This is a genomic window from Streptomyces sp. NPDC058470 (assembly GCF_042721055.1).
Taxonomy (GTDB): Bacteria; Actinomycetota; Actinomycetes; order Streptomycetales; family Streptomycetaceae; genus Streptomyces.
Window position 1 is genome coordinate 1 of the sequence record NZ_JBHXMF010000061.1, and the last position, 15125, is coordinate 15125.

10 protein-coding genes are annotated in these 15125 nt (G+C 68.8%); 9 read left to right on the top strand and 1 reads right to left on the bottom strand.

Going from position 1 to position 15125, the window contains the following annotated elements; all coding sequences use genetic code 11:
• Window positions 1-379: 379 nt before the first annotated feature.
• The 3 genes from ACFWP7_RS34200 to secA all read left to right on the top strand — a co-directional run bounded on the left by ACFWP7_RS34200 (window position 380) and on the right by secA (window position 6985).
• Entirely contained in the window at window positions 380-1825 is a 1446-nt protein-coding gene (locus ACFWP7_RS34200) for an aldehyde dehydrogenase family protein (RefSeq protein ID WP_384389666.1), read from the top strand.
• A 316-nt stretch (window positions 1826-2141) separates the two neighbouring features.
• Window positions 2142-4073, top strand: a complete 1932-nt coding sequence (locus ACFWP7_RS34205) for an acyl-CoA dehydrogenase family protein (protein ID WP_384389669.1) — start codon at window positions 2142-2144, stop codon at window positions 4071-4073.
• Window positions 4074-4246: 173 nt separating this feature from the next.
• A complete protein-coding gene (secA, locus tag ACFWP7_RS34210) occupies window positions 4247-6985 on the top strand; it encodes a preprotein translocase subunit SecA (RefSeq protein ID WP_384389672.1) in 2739 nt (912 codons plus the stop codon).
• Window positions 6986-6992: 7 nt separating this feature from the next.
• Here the strand turns inward: secA and ACFWP7_RS34215 are convergent, their stop codons facing one another.
• Entirely contained in the window at window positions 6993-7442 is a 450-nt protein-coding gene (locus tag ACFWP7_RS34215) for a lamin tail domain-containing protein (protein ID WP_384389674.1), read from the bottom strand.
• Window positions 7443-7636: 194 nt separating this feature from the next.
• Between ACFWP7_RS34215 and dxr the strand changes: the two genes are divergently transcribed.
• The 6 genes from dxr (at window position 7637) to ACFWP7_RS34245 (ending at window position 15053) form a co-directional block, all read left to right on the top strand.
• Window positions 7637-8911: a 1-deoxy-D-xylulose-5-phosphate reductoisomerase gene (gene dxr, locus ACFWP7_RS34220; RefSeq protein WP_384389677.1), complete on the top strand. Its 1275-nt coding sequence runs from the start codon at window positions 7637-7639 to the stop codon at window positions 8909-8911.
• Window positions 8908-10212, top strand: coding sequence for a M50 family metallopeptidase (locus ACFWP7_RS34225; protein WP_384389678.1), 1305 nt, complete (start codon window positions 8908-8910; stop codon window positions 10210-10212). The genes dxr and ACFWP7_RS34225 overlap by 4 nt, the downstream gene beginning before the upstream one ends.
• Window positions 10213-10397: 185 nt before the next feature.
• Window positions 10398-11555 carry a flavodoxin-dependent (E)-4-hydroxy-3-methylbut-2-enyl-diphosphate synthase gene (gene ispG / locus ACFWP7_RS34230; RefSeq protein ID WP_384389680.1) on the top strand — a complete coding sequence of 386 codons (1158 nt, stop codon included), beginning with the start codon at window positions 10398-10400 and terminating at the stop codon, window positions 11553-11555.
• A 222-nt stretch (window positions 11556-11777) separates the two neighbouring features.
• Window positions 11778-12626, top strand: a complete 849-nt coding sequence (locus ACFWP7_RS34235; protein ID WP_384389683.1) for a GNAT family N-acetyltransferase — start codon at window positions 11778-11780, stop codon at window positions 12624-12626.
• Between the two features lie 85 nt (window positions 12627-12711).
• Window positions 12712-13281: a GNAT family N-acetyltransferase gene (locus ACFWP7_RS34240; protein ID WP_384389686.1), complete on the top strand. Its 570-nt coding sequence runs from the start codon at window positions 12712-12714 to the stop codon at window positions 13279-13281.
• Window positions 13282-13361: 80 nt separating this feature from the next.
• Window positions 13362-15053 carry a proline--tRNA ligase gene (locus ACFWP7_RS34245; protein ID WP_384389689.1) on the top strand — a complete coding sequence of 564 codons (1692 nt, stop codon included), beginning with the start codon at window positions 13362-13364 and terminating at the stop codon, window positions 15051-15053.
• The last annotated feature ends 72 nt before the right edge of the window (window positions 15054-15125 follow it).

A 15125-nucleotide genomic window follows, 5' to 3' on the forward strand; every position in this document is an offset into this window, starting at 1 on the left:
CCTGGGGGCTGCCGCCCCCAGACCCCCGCTGTCGGCCTGGACGGCCTCGTCCTCAGACGCCGGACGGGCTGAAGATCTCTCCCCGGCCGGCGTTGAAAGATCTCGGTCGCTCCCCGGCTGGAAGATTTCAGCGCCGCCGGGGAAAGATCCAGCCCCTCCGGCGTTTGAGGAGCGGGGTCTGGGGCGGAGCCCCAAAAGCAAGGGACGGGTAGGGGCGGAGGGGGCGAAAAACCCCGCCCCGCACCACCCACGACCGCGCCAAAGCGGCGCACCCCCCACCTCGACTGCTACGCCTCGTACAAACGCCCTCCGGTTGTCCCACCCCTAACGTTGACGACGAAAGCCACGCCAACCAACCTCGGAAGGGCCGGACTCATACATGACTTCCCCCCACGCCTTCTGGCTCGCCGGCCGCCAGGCCACCGGTGAGACCACGTTCGACGTCACCTCCCCGTGGGACGGCCGGCTCGTCGGCCAGGTCAGCGTGCCGACCGACGCCCAGGTCGAGGAAGCGGTGGCCGCCGCGTACGCGGTACGGGACGAGTTCGCCGCGACCCCGGCGCACGTCAGGGCCGCCGCCCTCGATCACGTGTCGAAGCGCCTGGCCGAGCGGACCGAGGAGATCGCCCGGCTCATCTCGGCCGAGAACGGCAAGCCGATCAAGTGGGCGCGCGGCGAGGTCGGCCGCGCGGTGTCGGTGTTCCGGTTCGCGGCCGAGGAGGCCCGCCGGTTCAACGGAGGCGAGGCGCAGCGGCTCGACACGGACCTCGGCGGTCAGGGCCGGCTCGCGCTGACCCGCCGGTTCCCGAAGGGCGTCGTGCTGGGCATCGCTCCCTTCAACTTCCCGCTCAACCTGTGCGCCCACAAGATCGCCCCGGCCATCGCCGCCGGCGCGCCGATCATCCTGAAGCCGGCGCCCGCGACCCCCCTGTCGGGCCTCCTCATCGGCGAGCTGCTGGCCGAGACCGAGCTGCCCGCCGGTTCGTGGAGCATCCTGCCGGTGTCGAACGAGCGGATGCCCGCGCTGGTGCAGGACGAGCGGCTGCCCGTCATCTCCTTCACCGGGTCCGAGAAGGTCGGTTACGCGATCATGGACAGCGTGCCGCGCAAGCACTGCACGCTGGAGCTCGGCGGCAACGGCGCTGCCGTGGTGCTGGCCGACTGGGCGAGCGACGCGGACCTGGACTGGGCCGCCACCCGCATCGCCACCTTCTCCAACTACCAGGGCGGCCAGTCCTGCATCTCCGTGCAGCGGGTGATCGCGGACGCGTCCGTGTACGACCGGCTGCTGCCGCGCATCGTCGCCGCCGTCGAGGCACAGGTCACCGGGGACCCGTCGGACGACAGGACCGACGTCGGCCCGCTGGTCGGCGAGGACGCCGCCAAGCGCGTCGAGGCGTGGGTGGAGGAGGCGGCCGGGGCCGGTGCCCGTGTGCTCACCGGCGGCAAGCGGGACGGTGCCGCGTATGCGCCGACCGTGCTCGCCGACGTACCGCAGGACACCACCATCTCCTGCGAGGAGGTCTTCGGGCCGGTCCTCACCGTACGGCGGGTGGAGGGCGAGGCAGCCGCCTTCGCCGCCGCCAACGACTCCAAGTACGGGCTCCAGGCAGGCGTGTTCACGCACGACCTCCAGACCGCGTTCCGCGCCCACCGCGCCCTGGAGGTGGGTGGCGTCGTGATCGGTGACGTGCCGTCCTACCGTGCCGACCAGATGCCGTACGGCGGTGTGAAGCAGTCCGGCGTGGGCCGCGAGGGCGTGAAGTTCGCGATGGACGACTACACGTACGAGCGGGTGCTGGTTCTGACGGGTCTCGCCCTCTGACCTTCCCTCCCCAACAACTAGCTCATGGGAACCATTTTCATATAGGCTCCCGATGAAGGGCCCGGCGCCGATGCCTTCCGGTGCCGGGCCCTGTGCGTCGTCGGCCCGCGCGTTGGGCCGCGCGTTGAGCCGCGCGTTGGGCCGAACGCCGCGCGAGGGCTGGTGGGGTCACCCGGAATCAGGTAAATACGATCGAGTAGAACCGATCGGTAACGTGCGCCCGAAGATCAGCGAAATGGTGCACAAGATCGGGGTACCGGAGCGTAGGAGATCGGTACACGAAACCCTGTTCCCGATGCGCGGCGAGGTGACCCTCATGACCGCAACACCCCACAAGCCCACCGTCACCGAACGTGAGGCCCGGCAGGTGGCCGAGGCCGCGCGCGAACAGGACTGGCGCAGGCCCAGCTTCGCCAAGGAGCTCTTCCTCGGCCGCTTCCGGCTCGACCTGATCCACCCGCACCCCCTGCCCGCCGACGAGGACGCCCGGCGCGGCGAGGAGTTCCTCGCCAAGCTGCGCGACTTCTGCGAGACGAAGATCGACCCGGCGCTCATCGAGCGCGAGGCGCTGATCCCCGACGAGGTCATCAACGGCCTCAAGGAACTCGGCGCCTTCGGTATGAAGATCGACACGAAGTACGGCGGTCTGGGCCTCACCCAGGTCTACTACAACAAGTCGCTCGCCCTGATCGGCTCGGCGAACCCCGCGCTGGGCGCGCTGCTCTCCGCGCACCAGTCGATCGGCGTACCGCAGCCGCTGAAGCTCTTCGGCACCCAGGAGCAGAAGGACGCCTTCCTGCCGCGCTGCGCCCGCACCGACATCTCGGCGTTCCTGCTGACCGAGCCGGACGTGGGTTCCGACCCCGCCCGTCTCGCGACGAGCGCCGTACCGGACGGCGACGACTACCTCCTGGACGGCGTGAAGCTCTGGACGACCAACGGCGTGGTCGCCGACCTCCTCGTCGTCATGGCGCGAGTGCCGAAGTCCGAGGGCCACAAGGGCGGCATCACGGCCTTCGTCGTCGAGGCGGCCTCCGAGGGCATCACCGTCGAGAACCGCAACGCTTTCATGGGCCTGCGCGGCCTGGAGAACGGCGTCACGCGCTTCCACCAGGTCCGGGTGCCCGCCGCGAACCGGATCGGCCCGGAGGGCTCGGGCCTGAAGATCGCGCTGACCACCCTGAACACCGGCCGGCTCTCGCTCCCCGCGATGTGCGTGGGCGCCGGCAAGTGGTGTCTGAAGATCGCCCGTGAGTGGTCGGCGGCGCGTGAGCAGTGGGGCAAGCCGGTCGCGTTCCACGAGGCGGTCGGCGCGAAGATCTCCTTCATCGCGGCGACGACGTTCGCGCTGGAGGCCGTCCTCGACCTGTCCTCCCAGATGGCCGACGAGGACCGCAACGACATCCGGATCGAGGCCGCCCTCGCCAAGCTGTACGGCTCCGAGATGGCCTGCCTGATGGCCGATGAGCTGGTCCAGATCCGCGGCGGCCGCGGCTTCGAGACGGCTGCGTCACTGGCGGCGCGCGGGGAGCGGGCGGTACCCGCCGAGCAGGTCCTGCGCGACCTCCGTATCAACCGCATCTTCGAGGGCTCGACGGAGATCATGCACCTGTTGATCGCCCGCGAGGCCGTGGACGCCCACCTCTCGGTCGCCGGTGATCTCATCGACCCCGACAAGTCCCTCTCGGACAAGGCGAAGGCGGGCGCGAACGCCGGTGTCTTCTACGCCAAGTGGCTGCCGAAGCTGGTCGCAGGACAGGGTCAACTCCCGCGCGCGTACGCCGAGTTCAACCAGGACGTCGACCTCTCCCCGCACCTCCGCTTCGTCGAACGCAGCGCCCGCAAGCTCGCCCGCTCCACCTTCTACGCCATGTCCCGCTGGCAGGGCCGGATGGAGACCAAGCAGGGCTTCCTGGGCCGGATCGTCGACATCGGCGCCGAACTCTTCGCGATGAGCGCGGCCTGTGTACGCGCCGAACTCCTGCGCACCACCGAGGAGCACGGCCGCGAGGCCTACCAGCTCGCCGACGCCTTCTGCCGTCAGTCCCGCATCCGCGTCGACGAACTCTTCGGTCGGCTGTGGACCAACACCGACGACCTTGACGGCAAGGTGGTCAAGGGAGTCCTGGCGGGCAGGTACGAGTGGCTTGAGCAGGGCGTGATCGACCCGTCGGGGGATGGCCCGTGGATCGCCGACGCGTCGCCAGGCCCAAGCAAGAAGGAGAACGTCCACCGTCCCATTCGCTGACCTTTTCCCCAGGAGCGCACAGCAGCCCCGTCCGTCATTCCACCGCTTGCCGCACCGAACCTGTGCGCCAACAATGAAATGAGTGGAATGGCGAACGGGCGTCCGCATTCTCCGGTGGGCCCACCACTGGACAAGGGTGCTCACGGACGCCGCTCAGTTGTGGGGGAATTCCCATGCCAGCCAAGGGCCTTGACGCCATCACCGGCAGGATCATGCGGGCCGGTGAGGGCCGGATGCTGCGCCGCCTTGAGCGCGTGGCCGAACAGGTGGGCTCCCTGGAGGAGGACTTCAAGGAGCTGACCGACGAGGAACTCCAGTCGCTCACACCGGAGTTCAAGGAACGGTACGCCGCAGGCGAGAGCCTCGACGATCTGCTGCCGGAAGCCTTCGCCGCGATGCGCGAGGCCGCGCGCCGCACCCTGGGTATGCGCCACTTCGACGTCCAGATCATGGGCGGCGCGGCGCTCCACCTCGGCAACATCGCCGAGATGCAGACCGGCGAGGGAAAGACGCTCGTCGGCACGCTCCCCGTGTATCTGAACGCCTTGACCGGCAAGGGAGTTCACCTCGTCACGGTCAACGACTACCTGGCCGAGCGCGACGCCGAGTGGATGGGCCGCGCCTACCGCTTCCTCGGCCTGACCGTCGGCGTCATCAAGACGCAGTCGACCCCGGCCGAGCGCCGCGACCAGTACGCCTGCGACATCACGTACGGCACCAACACCGAGTTCGGCTTCGACTACCTGCGCGACAACATGGCCTGGTCAAGGGACGAACTGGTCCAGCGCGGCCACCACTTCGCGATCGTCGACGAGGCCGACTCGATCCTCATCGACGAGGCGCGCACCCCACTGATCATCTCCGGCCCGGCCGACCAGCCCACGCACTGGTACGAGTCCTTCGCCGGGTTCGCCCTGCGGATGAAGGGCGTCCTGGTGCAGGAGGAGCAGTTCACCACGCCGACGGACAAGGACCGCCTCGCCGAGCTGCGCACCCAGTACGACTACGAGTACGACCCCAAGAAGCGCACCGTGTCGATCCTGGACCGCGGAGTGGAGTACCTCCAGGACCAGTTGGGCATCGAGAGCCTCTACGAGTCCGACCACACCCCGCTCATCGGACACCTCGGCAACGCCCTCAAGGCCAAGGAGCACTTCAAGAAGGACAAGGACTACGTCCTGGTGGACGGCGAGGTGCTGATCGTCGACGAGCACACCGGGCGCATCCTCGCGGGCCGCCGCTACAACGAGGGGCTGCACCAGGCCATCGAGGCCAAGGAAGGCGTGACGATCAAGGACGAGAACCAGACGCTCGCCACGATCACCCTGCAGAACTTCTTCCGCCTCTACGAGAAGCTCGCCGGAATGACCGGCACCGCCATGACCGAGGCGGCCGAATTCCACCAGATCTACCAGCTGCACGTCGTCCCGATCCCCACCAACCGGCCGATGGTCCGCGTCGACGACCCCGACCAGATCTACCGCACCGAGGAGGCGAAGTACGCCGCGATCCTCGCCGACATCGCCGAGCGGCACGAGGCCGGCCAGCCGGTCCTGGTGGGCACCACCTCCGTGGAGAAGTCCGAGGTGCTGTCCGCACGGCTGCGCAGGGAAGGCATCCGGCACGAGGTACTCAACGCCAAGAACCACCAGCGCGAGGCCCAGATCGTCGCGCAGGCCGGACGCAGGGGCGCGGTCACCGTGGCCACCAACATGGCGGGCCGCGGCACCGACATCATGCTCGGCGGCAACCCGGAGGCCATGGCGCTCGCCGAGACCGGCGCGGACACGGACCCCGAGGACCGACAGAAGGTCCTCGACCGGATCACCACCACGGCCGCCGCCGAACACGACGAGGTCAAGAGCCTCGGCGGCCTCTACGTCCTGGGCACCGAACGCCACGAGTCACGTCGCATCGACAACCAGCTGCGCGGCCGGTCGGGCCGCCAGGGCGACCCGGGAGCCTCCCGCTTCTACCTCTCGCTCCAGGACGACCTGATGCGGCTGTTCCGCGCCAACGTGGTCGACCGCGTGATGTCCATGGCGAACGTCCCCGACGACGTACCCATCGAGAACAAGATGGTCACCCGCGCCATCGCCTCCGCCCAGGCCCAGCTGGAGCAGCAGCACTTCGAGTCCCGCAAGGACGTCCTGAAGTTCGACGAGGTTCTCAACCGGCAGCGCACCCTCATCTACGCCGAACGCCGCCGGGTCCTCGCGGGGGAGGACCTGCGCGAACAGGTCCTGCACTTCATGGACGACACGGTCCGGGCCTACGTCGAGCAGGAGACCGGCGAGGGCTTCGCCGAGGAGTGGGACCTGGAGCGGTTGTGGAGCGCCCTCAGGCAGCTTTACCCCGTGCGGATCACCGTCGAGGACCTGGAGGACGCGGCGGGCGACCGCGCGAACCTCACCGCCACCGAGCTGCTCGACGCGGTGACGGAGGACATCCACGCCCGCTACGAGGACCGAGAGGCCGAACTCGGCGCCGACGCCCTGCGTGACCTGGAACGCCTGGTCGTTCTCTCCGTCCTCGACCGCAAATGGCGCGTGCACCTCTACGAGATGGACTACCTGCGCGACGGCATCGGCCTGCGCTGGACGCTCGGCCGGGAGCCGATCGTCGAGTACGAGCGCGAGGGCTTCGACATGTACGGCGCGATGACCGAGGCCATCAAGGAGGAGTCCGTCGGCTATGTGTTCAACCTCGACGCCGCGGCTCCGGCCGCCGAGACCCGTCGCGGGCCGACCGACGGACTTCACTTCACCGCGCCCACCCTCGACACGGCGGAGGGAGTCGTCGAGGGCGCCTTCACCCCGGCCGACACCGCTCCCGAACCCGCGGAGGAGGCCCCCGCGGGGGAGGGCGCCCGGCCCGAGAGGTCGAGGGCCAGGCGCCGCCGCAAACGGTGAGGGCGGGTCAGCAGTACTTGTCGCTGGGATCCCGCGTCGTCCACGAGCACGAGTCGACCTTGCTGCCGTTCGCCTTGGTGAGCGTGGCGGTGTCGCTCGTGTTGTTCCAGACGTACGCGCGGCGGTTCTGGTACCGGTTCGCCGAGGTGGCCGTGCCCTTACCGGTGTGCACCTTGACGGTCTTGCCCGCCCCGATCTTGATATTGGGGAAGGTGTACTTGTGGTTCGCGATGTCCTTCAGGATCCAGCCCTTGACCGAGATCGCCGCGGAACTGGTGTTCTTGAGCAGCACCCATTCGCCGTTCAGGCTGGTGTTCGAGCCGGTGTCCGATCCCGGGCTGTCGAACCAGACCCGGTTGATGGTCACACCGCCGGCGGCCTGAGCCGGAGTGCTGAGAAATGTGCCGGTCAGTGCCACGGCGCCCGCGAGAGCGGGCAGGGCAGCGCGTATCCGCATGATCCGCATGAGAAACCCCCCAGGGTTTTGTCCACCGGTCGGTCGTCCACCGACCGGTGATGCAGTGTTATCACGTGATCTTCACGTTGGTTTCACAAAGGGTGATTTCAGTTCCTCCGGCACACGTAGGTGCTAATGGGACCGGAAGAGGGCGCGCTGTCCTGCGCGTGACGCATTGCGGCCACAATGGGGGAATGAGCGACAGTCCAGCGCCCCTCGCTGATCCGCATCTTGTCTTCGATCCCGTGAACGGAGTCCGGGATGTCGTGATCCTCGGTTCCACCGGCTCGATCGGCACCCAGGCCATCGACCTCGTGCTGCGCAACCCCGACCGGTTCCGGGTCACCGGGCTCTCCGCCGCCGGCGGAAGGGTCGGACTGCTCGCCGAGCAGGCCCACCGGCTGCGCGTCCGGACAGTCGCCGTGGCCCGCGAGGACGTCGTACCGGCACTGAAGGAAGCCCTCGCGGCGCGGTACGCCCCTGGTGAGGCCCTTCCCGAGATCCTCGACGGGCCGGCCGCGGCCACCCACCTGGCCGCCTCCGCCTGCCACACCGTGCTGAACGGAATCACCGGCTCCATCGGCCTCGCGCCCACCCTCGCCGCCCTGGAGGCGGGCCGGACCCTCGCGCTCGCCAACAAGGAGTCGCTCATCGTCGGCGGCCCGCTGGTGAAGGCGCTGGCCAAGCCCGGCCAGATCATCCCGGTCGACTCCGAGCACGCCGCCCTGTTCCAGGCCCTCGCCTCCGGCACCCGGGCAGACGTACGGAAACTCGTCGTGACCGCTTCCGGGGGCCCCTTCCGGGGACGTACGAGATCCGAACTGGCCGCCGTCACCCCCGAGGCCGCACTCGCCCATCCCACCTGGGCCATGGGGCCGGTCATCACCATCAACTCCGCGACCCTGGTCAACAAGGGGCTCGAAGTCATCGAGGCGCACCTCCTCTACGACATTCCCTTCGAACGGATTGAGGTGGTCGTGCACCCGCAGTCGTATGTCCACTCGATGGTTGAGTTCACCGACGGATCGACGATCGCCCAGGCGACGCCCCCCGACATGCGCGGGCCCATCGCCATCGGGCTCGGCTGGCCCGAGCGCGTGCCCGACGCCGCGCCCGCCTTCGACTGGACCAAGGCGTCGACCTGGGAGTTCCACCCCCTCGACACCGACGCGTTTCCGTCGGTCGCCCTCGCCCGGCATGTCGGGCAGCTCGCGGGCACGGCCCCGGCGGTGTTCAATGCCGCCAACGAGGAGTGCGTGGACGCGTTCCTGAGCGGCGGACTGTCGTTTCTCGGGATCATGGAGACTGTCACCCGAGTGGTTGAGGAACACGGCACACCGGTTACGGGAACTTCCCTGACCGTCGCGGACGTCCTCGAAGCGGAGACCTGGGCGCGCGCCCGGGCCCGCGAACTGACGGCACAGACGAAACAGACAGCACAGACGACAACCGCGGAGGCTCGTGCATGACGACCTTGATGATGATCCTCGGCATAGTCGTCTTCGTGGTCGGCCTGCTCATCTCGATCGCGTGGCACGAGCTGGGGCACCTGTCGACGGCCAAGCTCTTCGGCATTCGCGTGCCCCAGTACATGGTCGGTTTCGGCCCGACCATCTGGTCGCGCAAGAAGGGCGACACCGAGTACGGCATCAAGGCGGTCCCGCTCGGCGGCTACATCCGCATGATCGGCATGTTCCCGCCCGGCCCGGACGGCAGGATCGAGGCCCGCTCGACCTCCCCCTTCCGCGGCATGATCGAGGACGCCAGGTCGGCCGCCTTCGAGGAGCTCAAGCCCGGCGACGAGAACCGCCTCTTCTACACGCGCAAGCCGTGGAAGCGAGTGATCGTGATGTTCGCGGGCCCCTTCATGAACCTCATCCTGGCCGTCGCGATCTTCCTCGGCGTGATGATGACGTTCGGCATCCAGACCCAGACCACCACCGTCGGCAAGGTCTCCGACTGTGTCATCCAGGGCAGCGAGAACCGGACGAAGTGCGCGGCAGGCGACGAGGCCGCGCCCGCCAAGGCCGCCGGCCTCCAGGGCGGCGACAAGATCGTCGCGTTCAACGGCAAGTCCGTCACAGACTGGTCGACCCTCCAGTCCGACATCCGCGCCAACCCCGGCAAGGACGTCACCCTCACCGTCGAGCGCAAGGGCGAGCAGCTCGTCCTGAACGCCCACCTGATCAAGAACCAGGTCAGCAAGAGCGACGGCAACGGCGGCTATGTCGAGGGCAAGTACGTGTACGCCGGCTTCCTCGGCTTCACACCCGCCACCGGCATCGTCGAGCAGTCGTTCGGCCAGTCCGTGGACCGCATGGGCGACATGATGCAGAACGGCGTGGAGTCGCTGATCGCCCTGCCCAGCAAGGTCCCCGCCCTCTGGAACGCGGCCTTCGGCGACGGTCCGCGCGCGGCCGACTCCCCGATGGGCGTGGTCGGCGCGGCCCGCATCGGCGGCGACGTCTTCACCCTCGACATCCCGGCCTCGCAACAGATCGCGATGATGCTGTTCCTGGTGGCCGGCTTCAACCTCTCCCTGTTCCTGTTCAACATGCTCCCGCTGCTGCCGCTCGACGGCGGGCACATCGCGGGCGCGCTCTGGGAGTCGCTGCGCCGGAACCTGGCGAAGGTGCTGAAGCGTCCCGACCCGGGCCCCTTCGACGTCGCCAAGCTGATGCCGGTCGCCTATGTGGTGGCCAGCGTCTTCATCTGCTTTACGATCCTGGTGCTCATCGCCGACGTGGTTAACCCGGTGAGAATCTCCTAGTAAGACAGCGTTCGCGGTGGCCGGGCAGACTGACTGCCCGGCCACCGCCGTTGTGTGCGTCCGGCCGACCACCATTGAGTGCGTTTACCGGCGGGATGTGCTTGGGCCGCTGCCCGTGCCGTAATCTCGAAGCCTGGAGCCCACAATTCCGGGACCTTGATCCACAACTTGGGGTTGCACAGCAGATGACTGCGATTTCTCTCGGCATGCCGTCCGTTCCGACCAAGCTGGCCGAGCGCCGCAAGACCCGGCAGATCCAGGTCGGAACCGTGGCCGTGGGCGGAGACGCACCCGTCTCGGTGCAGTCGATGACGACGACGCGTACGTCGGACATCGGCGCCACGCTTCAGCAGATCGCCGAGCTGACCGCGTCCGGCTGCCAGATCGTCCGGGTCGCCTGCCCCACCCAGGACGACGCCGACGCCCTCGCGGTGATCGCCAGGAAGTCCCAGATCCCCGTCATCGCGGACATCCACTTCCAGCCGAAGTACGTCTTCGCGGCGATCAACGCCGGCTGCGCGGCCGTGCGCGTGAACCCGGGCAACATCAAGCAGTTCGACGACCAGGTCAAGGAGATCGCGCGGGCCGCCAAGGACACCGGCACCCCGATCCGGATCGGCGTCAACGCGGGCTCGCTGGACAAGCGGCTCCTCCAGAAGTACGGCAAGGCGACGCCCGAGGCGCTCGTCGAGTCCGCCCTGTGGGAGGCGTCCCTCTTCGAGGAGCACGACTTCCGGGACATCAAGATCTCGGTCAAGCACAACGACCCCGTGGTCATGGTCAACGCCTACCGCCAACTGTCGGCGGCCTGTGACTACCCCCTCCACCTCGGCGTCACGGAAGCCGGTCCGGCCTTCCAGGGCACGATCAAGTCGGCTGTCGCCTTCGGCGCGCTGCTGAGCGAGGGCATCGGTGACACGATCCGCGTCTCCCTCTCGGCCCCGCCCGTGGAGGAGGTCAAGGTCGGCATGCAGATCCTGGAATCGCTGAACCTCAAGCAGCGGCGCCTGGAGATCGTCTCCTGCCCGTCCTGCGGCCGCGCGCAGGTCGACGTCTACAAGCTGGCCGAGGAGGTCTCCGCCGGCCTCGACGGCATGGAGGTCCCGCTGCGCGTCGCCGTCATGGGCTGCGTGGTGAACGGCCCGGGCGAGGCCCGCGAGGCCGACCTCGGCGTAGCCTCCGGCAACGGCAAGGGGCAGATCTTCGTCAAGGGCGAGGTCATCAAGACCGTCCCCGAGTCGAAGATCGTCGAGACGCTCATCGAGGAAGCGCTGAAGATCGCCGAGCAGATGGAGGCGGACGGAGTCGCTTCGGGCGAGCCGTCGGTGTCGGTGGCGGGCTGAAGCTTTTCCCGGGCCGGCGCTGGAGATCTTCAGCCCGTCCGGCGTTTGAGGACGAGCGCCTTCAGTGCGATGCGGGGGCCCTGGGGCGGTAGCCCCCAGGAACAAGGGACGGGCAGGGGCGCAGGGGGCGAAAAACCCTCCCCACCCCAACGGGGCGGCGCGCCACAACCGTGGCAGGTACAGTGCGGAGATCAGCAGATCCGTATGGTGAGGCCCCCGCACGTGTTGACGCAGACCACCACAAGGGTCCTCGAACCGAGTGACCTGGACGCCGCGCTCGCCGTCCTCGACCGCGAGCCGGTCACGAACGCTTTCGTCGCCTCCAGGGTCCAGGTCGCCGGCCTCGACCCCTGGCGCCTGGGCGGCGAGATGTGGGGCTGGTACGAGGACGGCATGCTGCAGTCCCTCTGCTACGCCGGCGCCAACCTCGTGCCGATCTGCGCAACCCCCCGAGCCGTCCGCGGCTTCGCCGACCGCGCCCGCAGGGCCGGCCGCCGCTGCTCCTCGATCGTCGGCCCCACCGAGGCCACCGCCCAGCTGTGGCGCCTGCTCGAACCGAACTGGGGCCCCGCCCGAGACGTCCGCCCGCACCAGCCCCTGATGGTCACCGACCGGCTCCCCACCGCCATCGCCCCGGATCCGTACGTCCGCCGCATCCGCAAGGACGAGATGGAGACGATCATGCCGGCCTGCGTGGCGATGTTCACCGAGGAGGTCGGCGTCTCGCCGCTCGCCGGTGACGGCGGCCTGCTCTACCAGGCCCGTGTGGCCGAACTCGTCGGCGCCGGCCGCTCGTTCGCCCGCCTCGACCGACACGGCAAGGTCATCTTCAAGGCCGAGATCGGCGCCGCCACGACACAGGCCTGCCAGATCCAGGGAGTCTGGGTCGCCCCCGAGTACCGGGGACAGGGCTTCGCGGCCCCGGGCATGGCAGCGGTCCTGGGCTACGCCCTCGCGGACGTCGCCCCGGTCGTCAGCCTGTACGTCAACGACTTCAACACGGCGGCGCGGCGCACCTACCAGAGGGTGGGCTTCAGAGAAGTCGGCGCATTCATGAGCGTCCTTTTCTAGCCCGGCGCTCCTCCCGACCGTCCGGTTCCGGCCGCGCCACGGCAGTCAGTTCTGAGCCGCGGACGTGACCTGTAGTCTCCCCGGCATGCTGCGCTTCCCCGGTCAGGGCCCCCGCACCCCCGACGACGTGGTCATCGGCCCGCTGGATCTCACCGCGCGCGTCGACGAGGCGCTCGCCGTGCAGGCCCTCGCCTTCGGGCTCGGCGCCGACGAGATCGCCGTACGACGCCAGATCGTGCTGCGGCACCTGAGCTATCCGGGAGCCCGCGCGCTCGGCGCCACCACCGTCGACGGACGGCTCGTCGGCTTCGTCTACGGCATGCCGAACGACCGTACGCACTGGTGGTCAACCGTCGTCGAGCCGTATCTGCGCGGCCAGGGCCACGACAACTGGCTCGACGACTCCTTCGTGATCACCGAACTGCATGTGCACCCGCACCACCAGAACCGGGGGGTGGGCCGCGCACTGATCACCACCATCACGGACGACGCCGCGGAACCCCGTTCGATCCTCTCCGCCATCGACACGGACAGCCCGGCCCGCGGTCTGTACCGCTCGCTGGGGTATGAGGACCTGGCCAGGCAGGTTCTGTTCCCCAGCGCGCCGAAGCCGTACGCGGTGATGGGTGCCCCACTGCCGTTGCGGCGCCGCTGACGGGGAAACGGATTTCCGGGGACGGCGGGCCCCCGGCTAACCTCCTTGGCATCACCCTTGAGCAGCAGGAGTCAACAATCATGGCCCAGGTCCAGCGCATGTCCCGTTTGATGGTCAAGACACTGCGTGACGACCCGGCGGACGCCGAGACGCTCAGCCACAAGCTGCTCGTCCGCGCCGGCTATGTGCGCCGTACCGCCGCGGGCATCTGGTCCTGGCTGCCGCTGGGCAAGAAGGTCCTCGACAACATCTCCCGGGTCGTCCGGGAGGAGATGGACGCCATCGGCGCGCAGGAGGTCCTCCTCCCCGCGCTGCTGCCCAAGGAGCCGTACGAGGCCTCCGGCCGCTGGCAGGAGTACGGCGACCTGCTCTTCCGTCTCAAGGACCGCAAGGGCGCGGAGTACCTGCTCGGCCCGACCCACGAGGAGATCTTCACCCTCCTGGTGAAGGACCAGGCGTCCTCGTACAAGGACCTGCCGGTCATGCTCTACCAGATCCAGACGAAGTACCGGGACGAGGCCCGCCCGCGCTCCGGTGTGCTGCGCGGCCGCGAGTTCCAGATGAAGGACTCGTACTCCTTCGACACCACGGACGAGGGACTCGCGGAGTCGTACGCCCTCCACCGCGCCGCCTACCAGAAGATCTTCGAGCGCCTGGGCCTGGACTACCGCATCGTGTCGGCCGTCTCCGGCGCGATGGGCGGCTCGGCCTCGGAGGAGTTCCTCGCGCCCGCCGCCGCCGGCGAGGACACCTTCGCGGACTGCCCTGCCTGCGACTACGCGGCCAACACCGAGGCGGTCACCTTCGCGCTGGCGCCCGTGGCCGGTGAGCACGGCCCGGTCGAGGAGCTGGACACCCCCGACACCCCGACCATCGAGACCCTGGCCGCGCTCCTCGGCGTCCCCGCCTCCGCCACCCTCAAGAACCTCCTGGTCAAGGTCGACGGCGAGATCGTCGCCGTCGGCGTCCCCGGCAACCGCGAGGTCGACCTCGGCAAGCTCGGCGAGCACCTCGCGCCCGCCGTCGTGGAACTCGTGACGGCCGAGGACTTCGAGGGCCGCGAGGATCTCGTACGGGGGTACGTGGGCCCGCAGGGTCTGGAGAAGGTCCGCTACATCGCCGATCCGCGCATCGCCCCCGGCACCGCCTGGATCACCGGCGCGAACAAGGTCAACACGCACGCGAAGAACGTCGTCGCCGGCCGCGACTTCGAGGTCGACGACTACCTCGACGTCGTGGTGGTCGAGGAGGGCGACCCCTGCCCGTCCTGCGGCACCGGCCTCAAGCTCGACCGTGCCATCGAGATCGGCCACATCTTCCAGCTCGGCCGCAAGTACGCCGACACCTTCCAGCTCGACGTCCTCGGCCAGCAGGGCAAGCCCGTCCGCGTGACCATGGGCTCGTACGGCATCGGCGTCTCCCGCGCGGTCGCGGCCCTGGCCGAGCAGTCGGCGGACGACCAGGGGCTGTGCTGGCCCAAGGAGATCGCCCCGGCCGACGTGCATGTAGTCGCCGCGGGCAAGGCGCTCCAGACCGAGCTGGCCCTCACCGTCTCCGAGAAGCTCGGCGCCGCGGGTGTACGTGTCCTGGTGGACGACCGGGCCGGTGTCTCGCCGGGCGTGAAGTTCACCGACGCCGAACTCATCGGTGTACCGCAGATCCTGGTCGCCGGGCGGCGCTCGGCCGAGGGCGTCGTGGAACTCAAGGACCGCCGCACCGGCGAGCGCGAGGAGCTGACGGTGGACGAGGCGGTCGCCCGCCTGACGGCGTAACCCTCGATCGGTCTTCCACGGCTCTCCGATTGCTTGAAGTCTGGAATTAAAGACGTCTCTCAGAGACTTCTT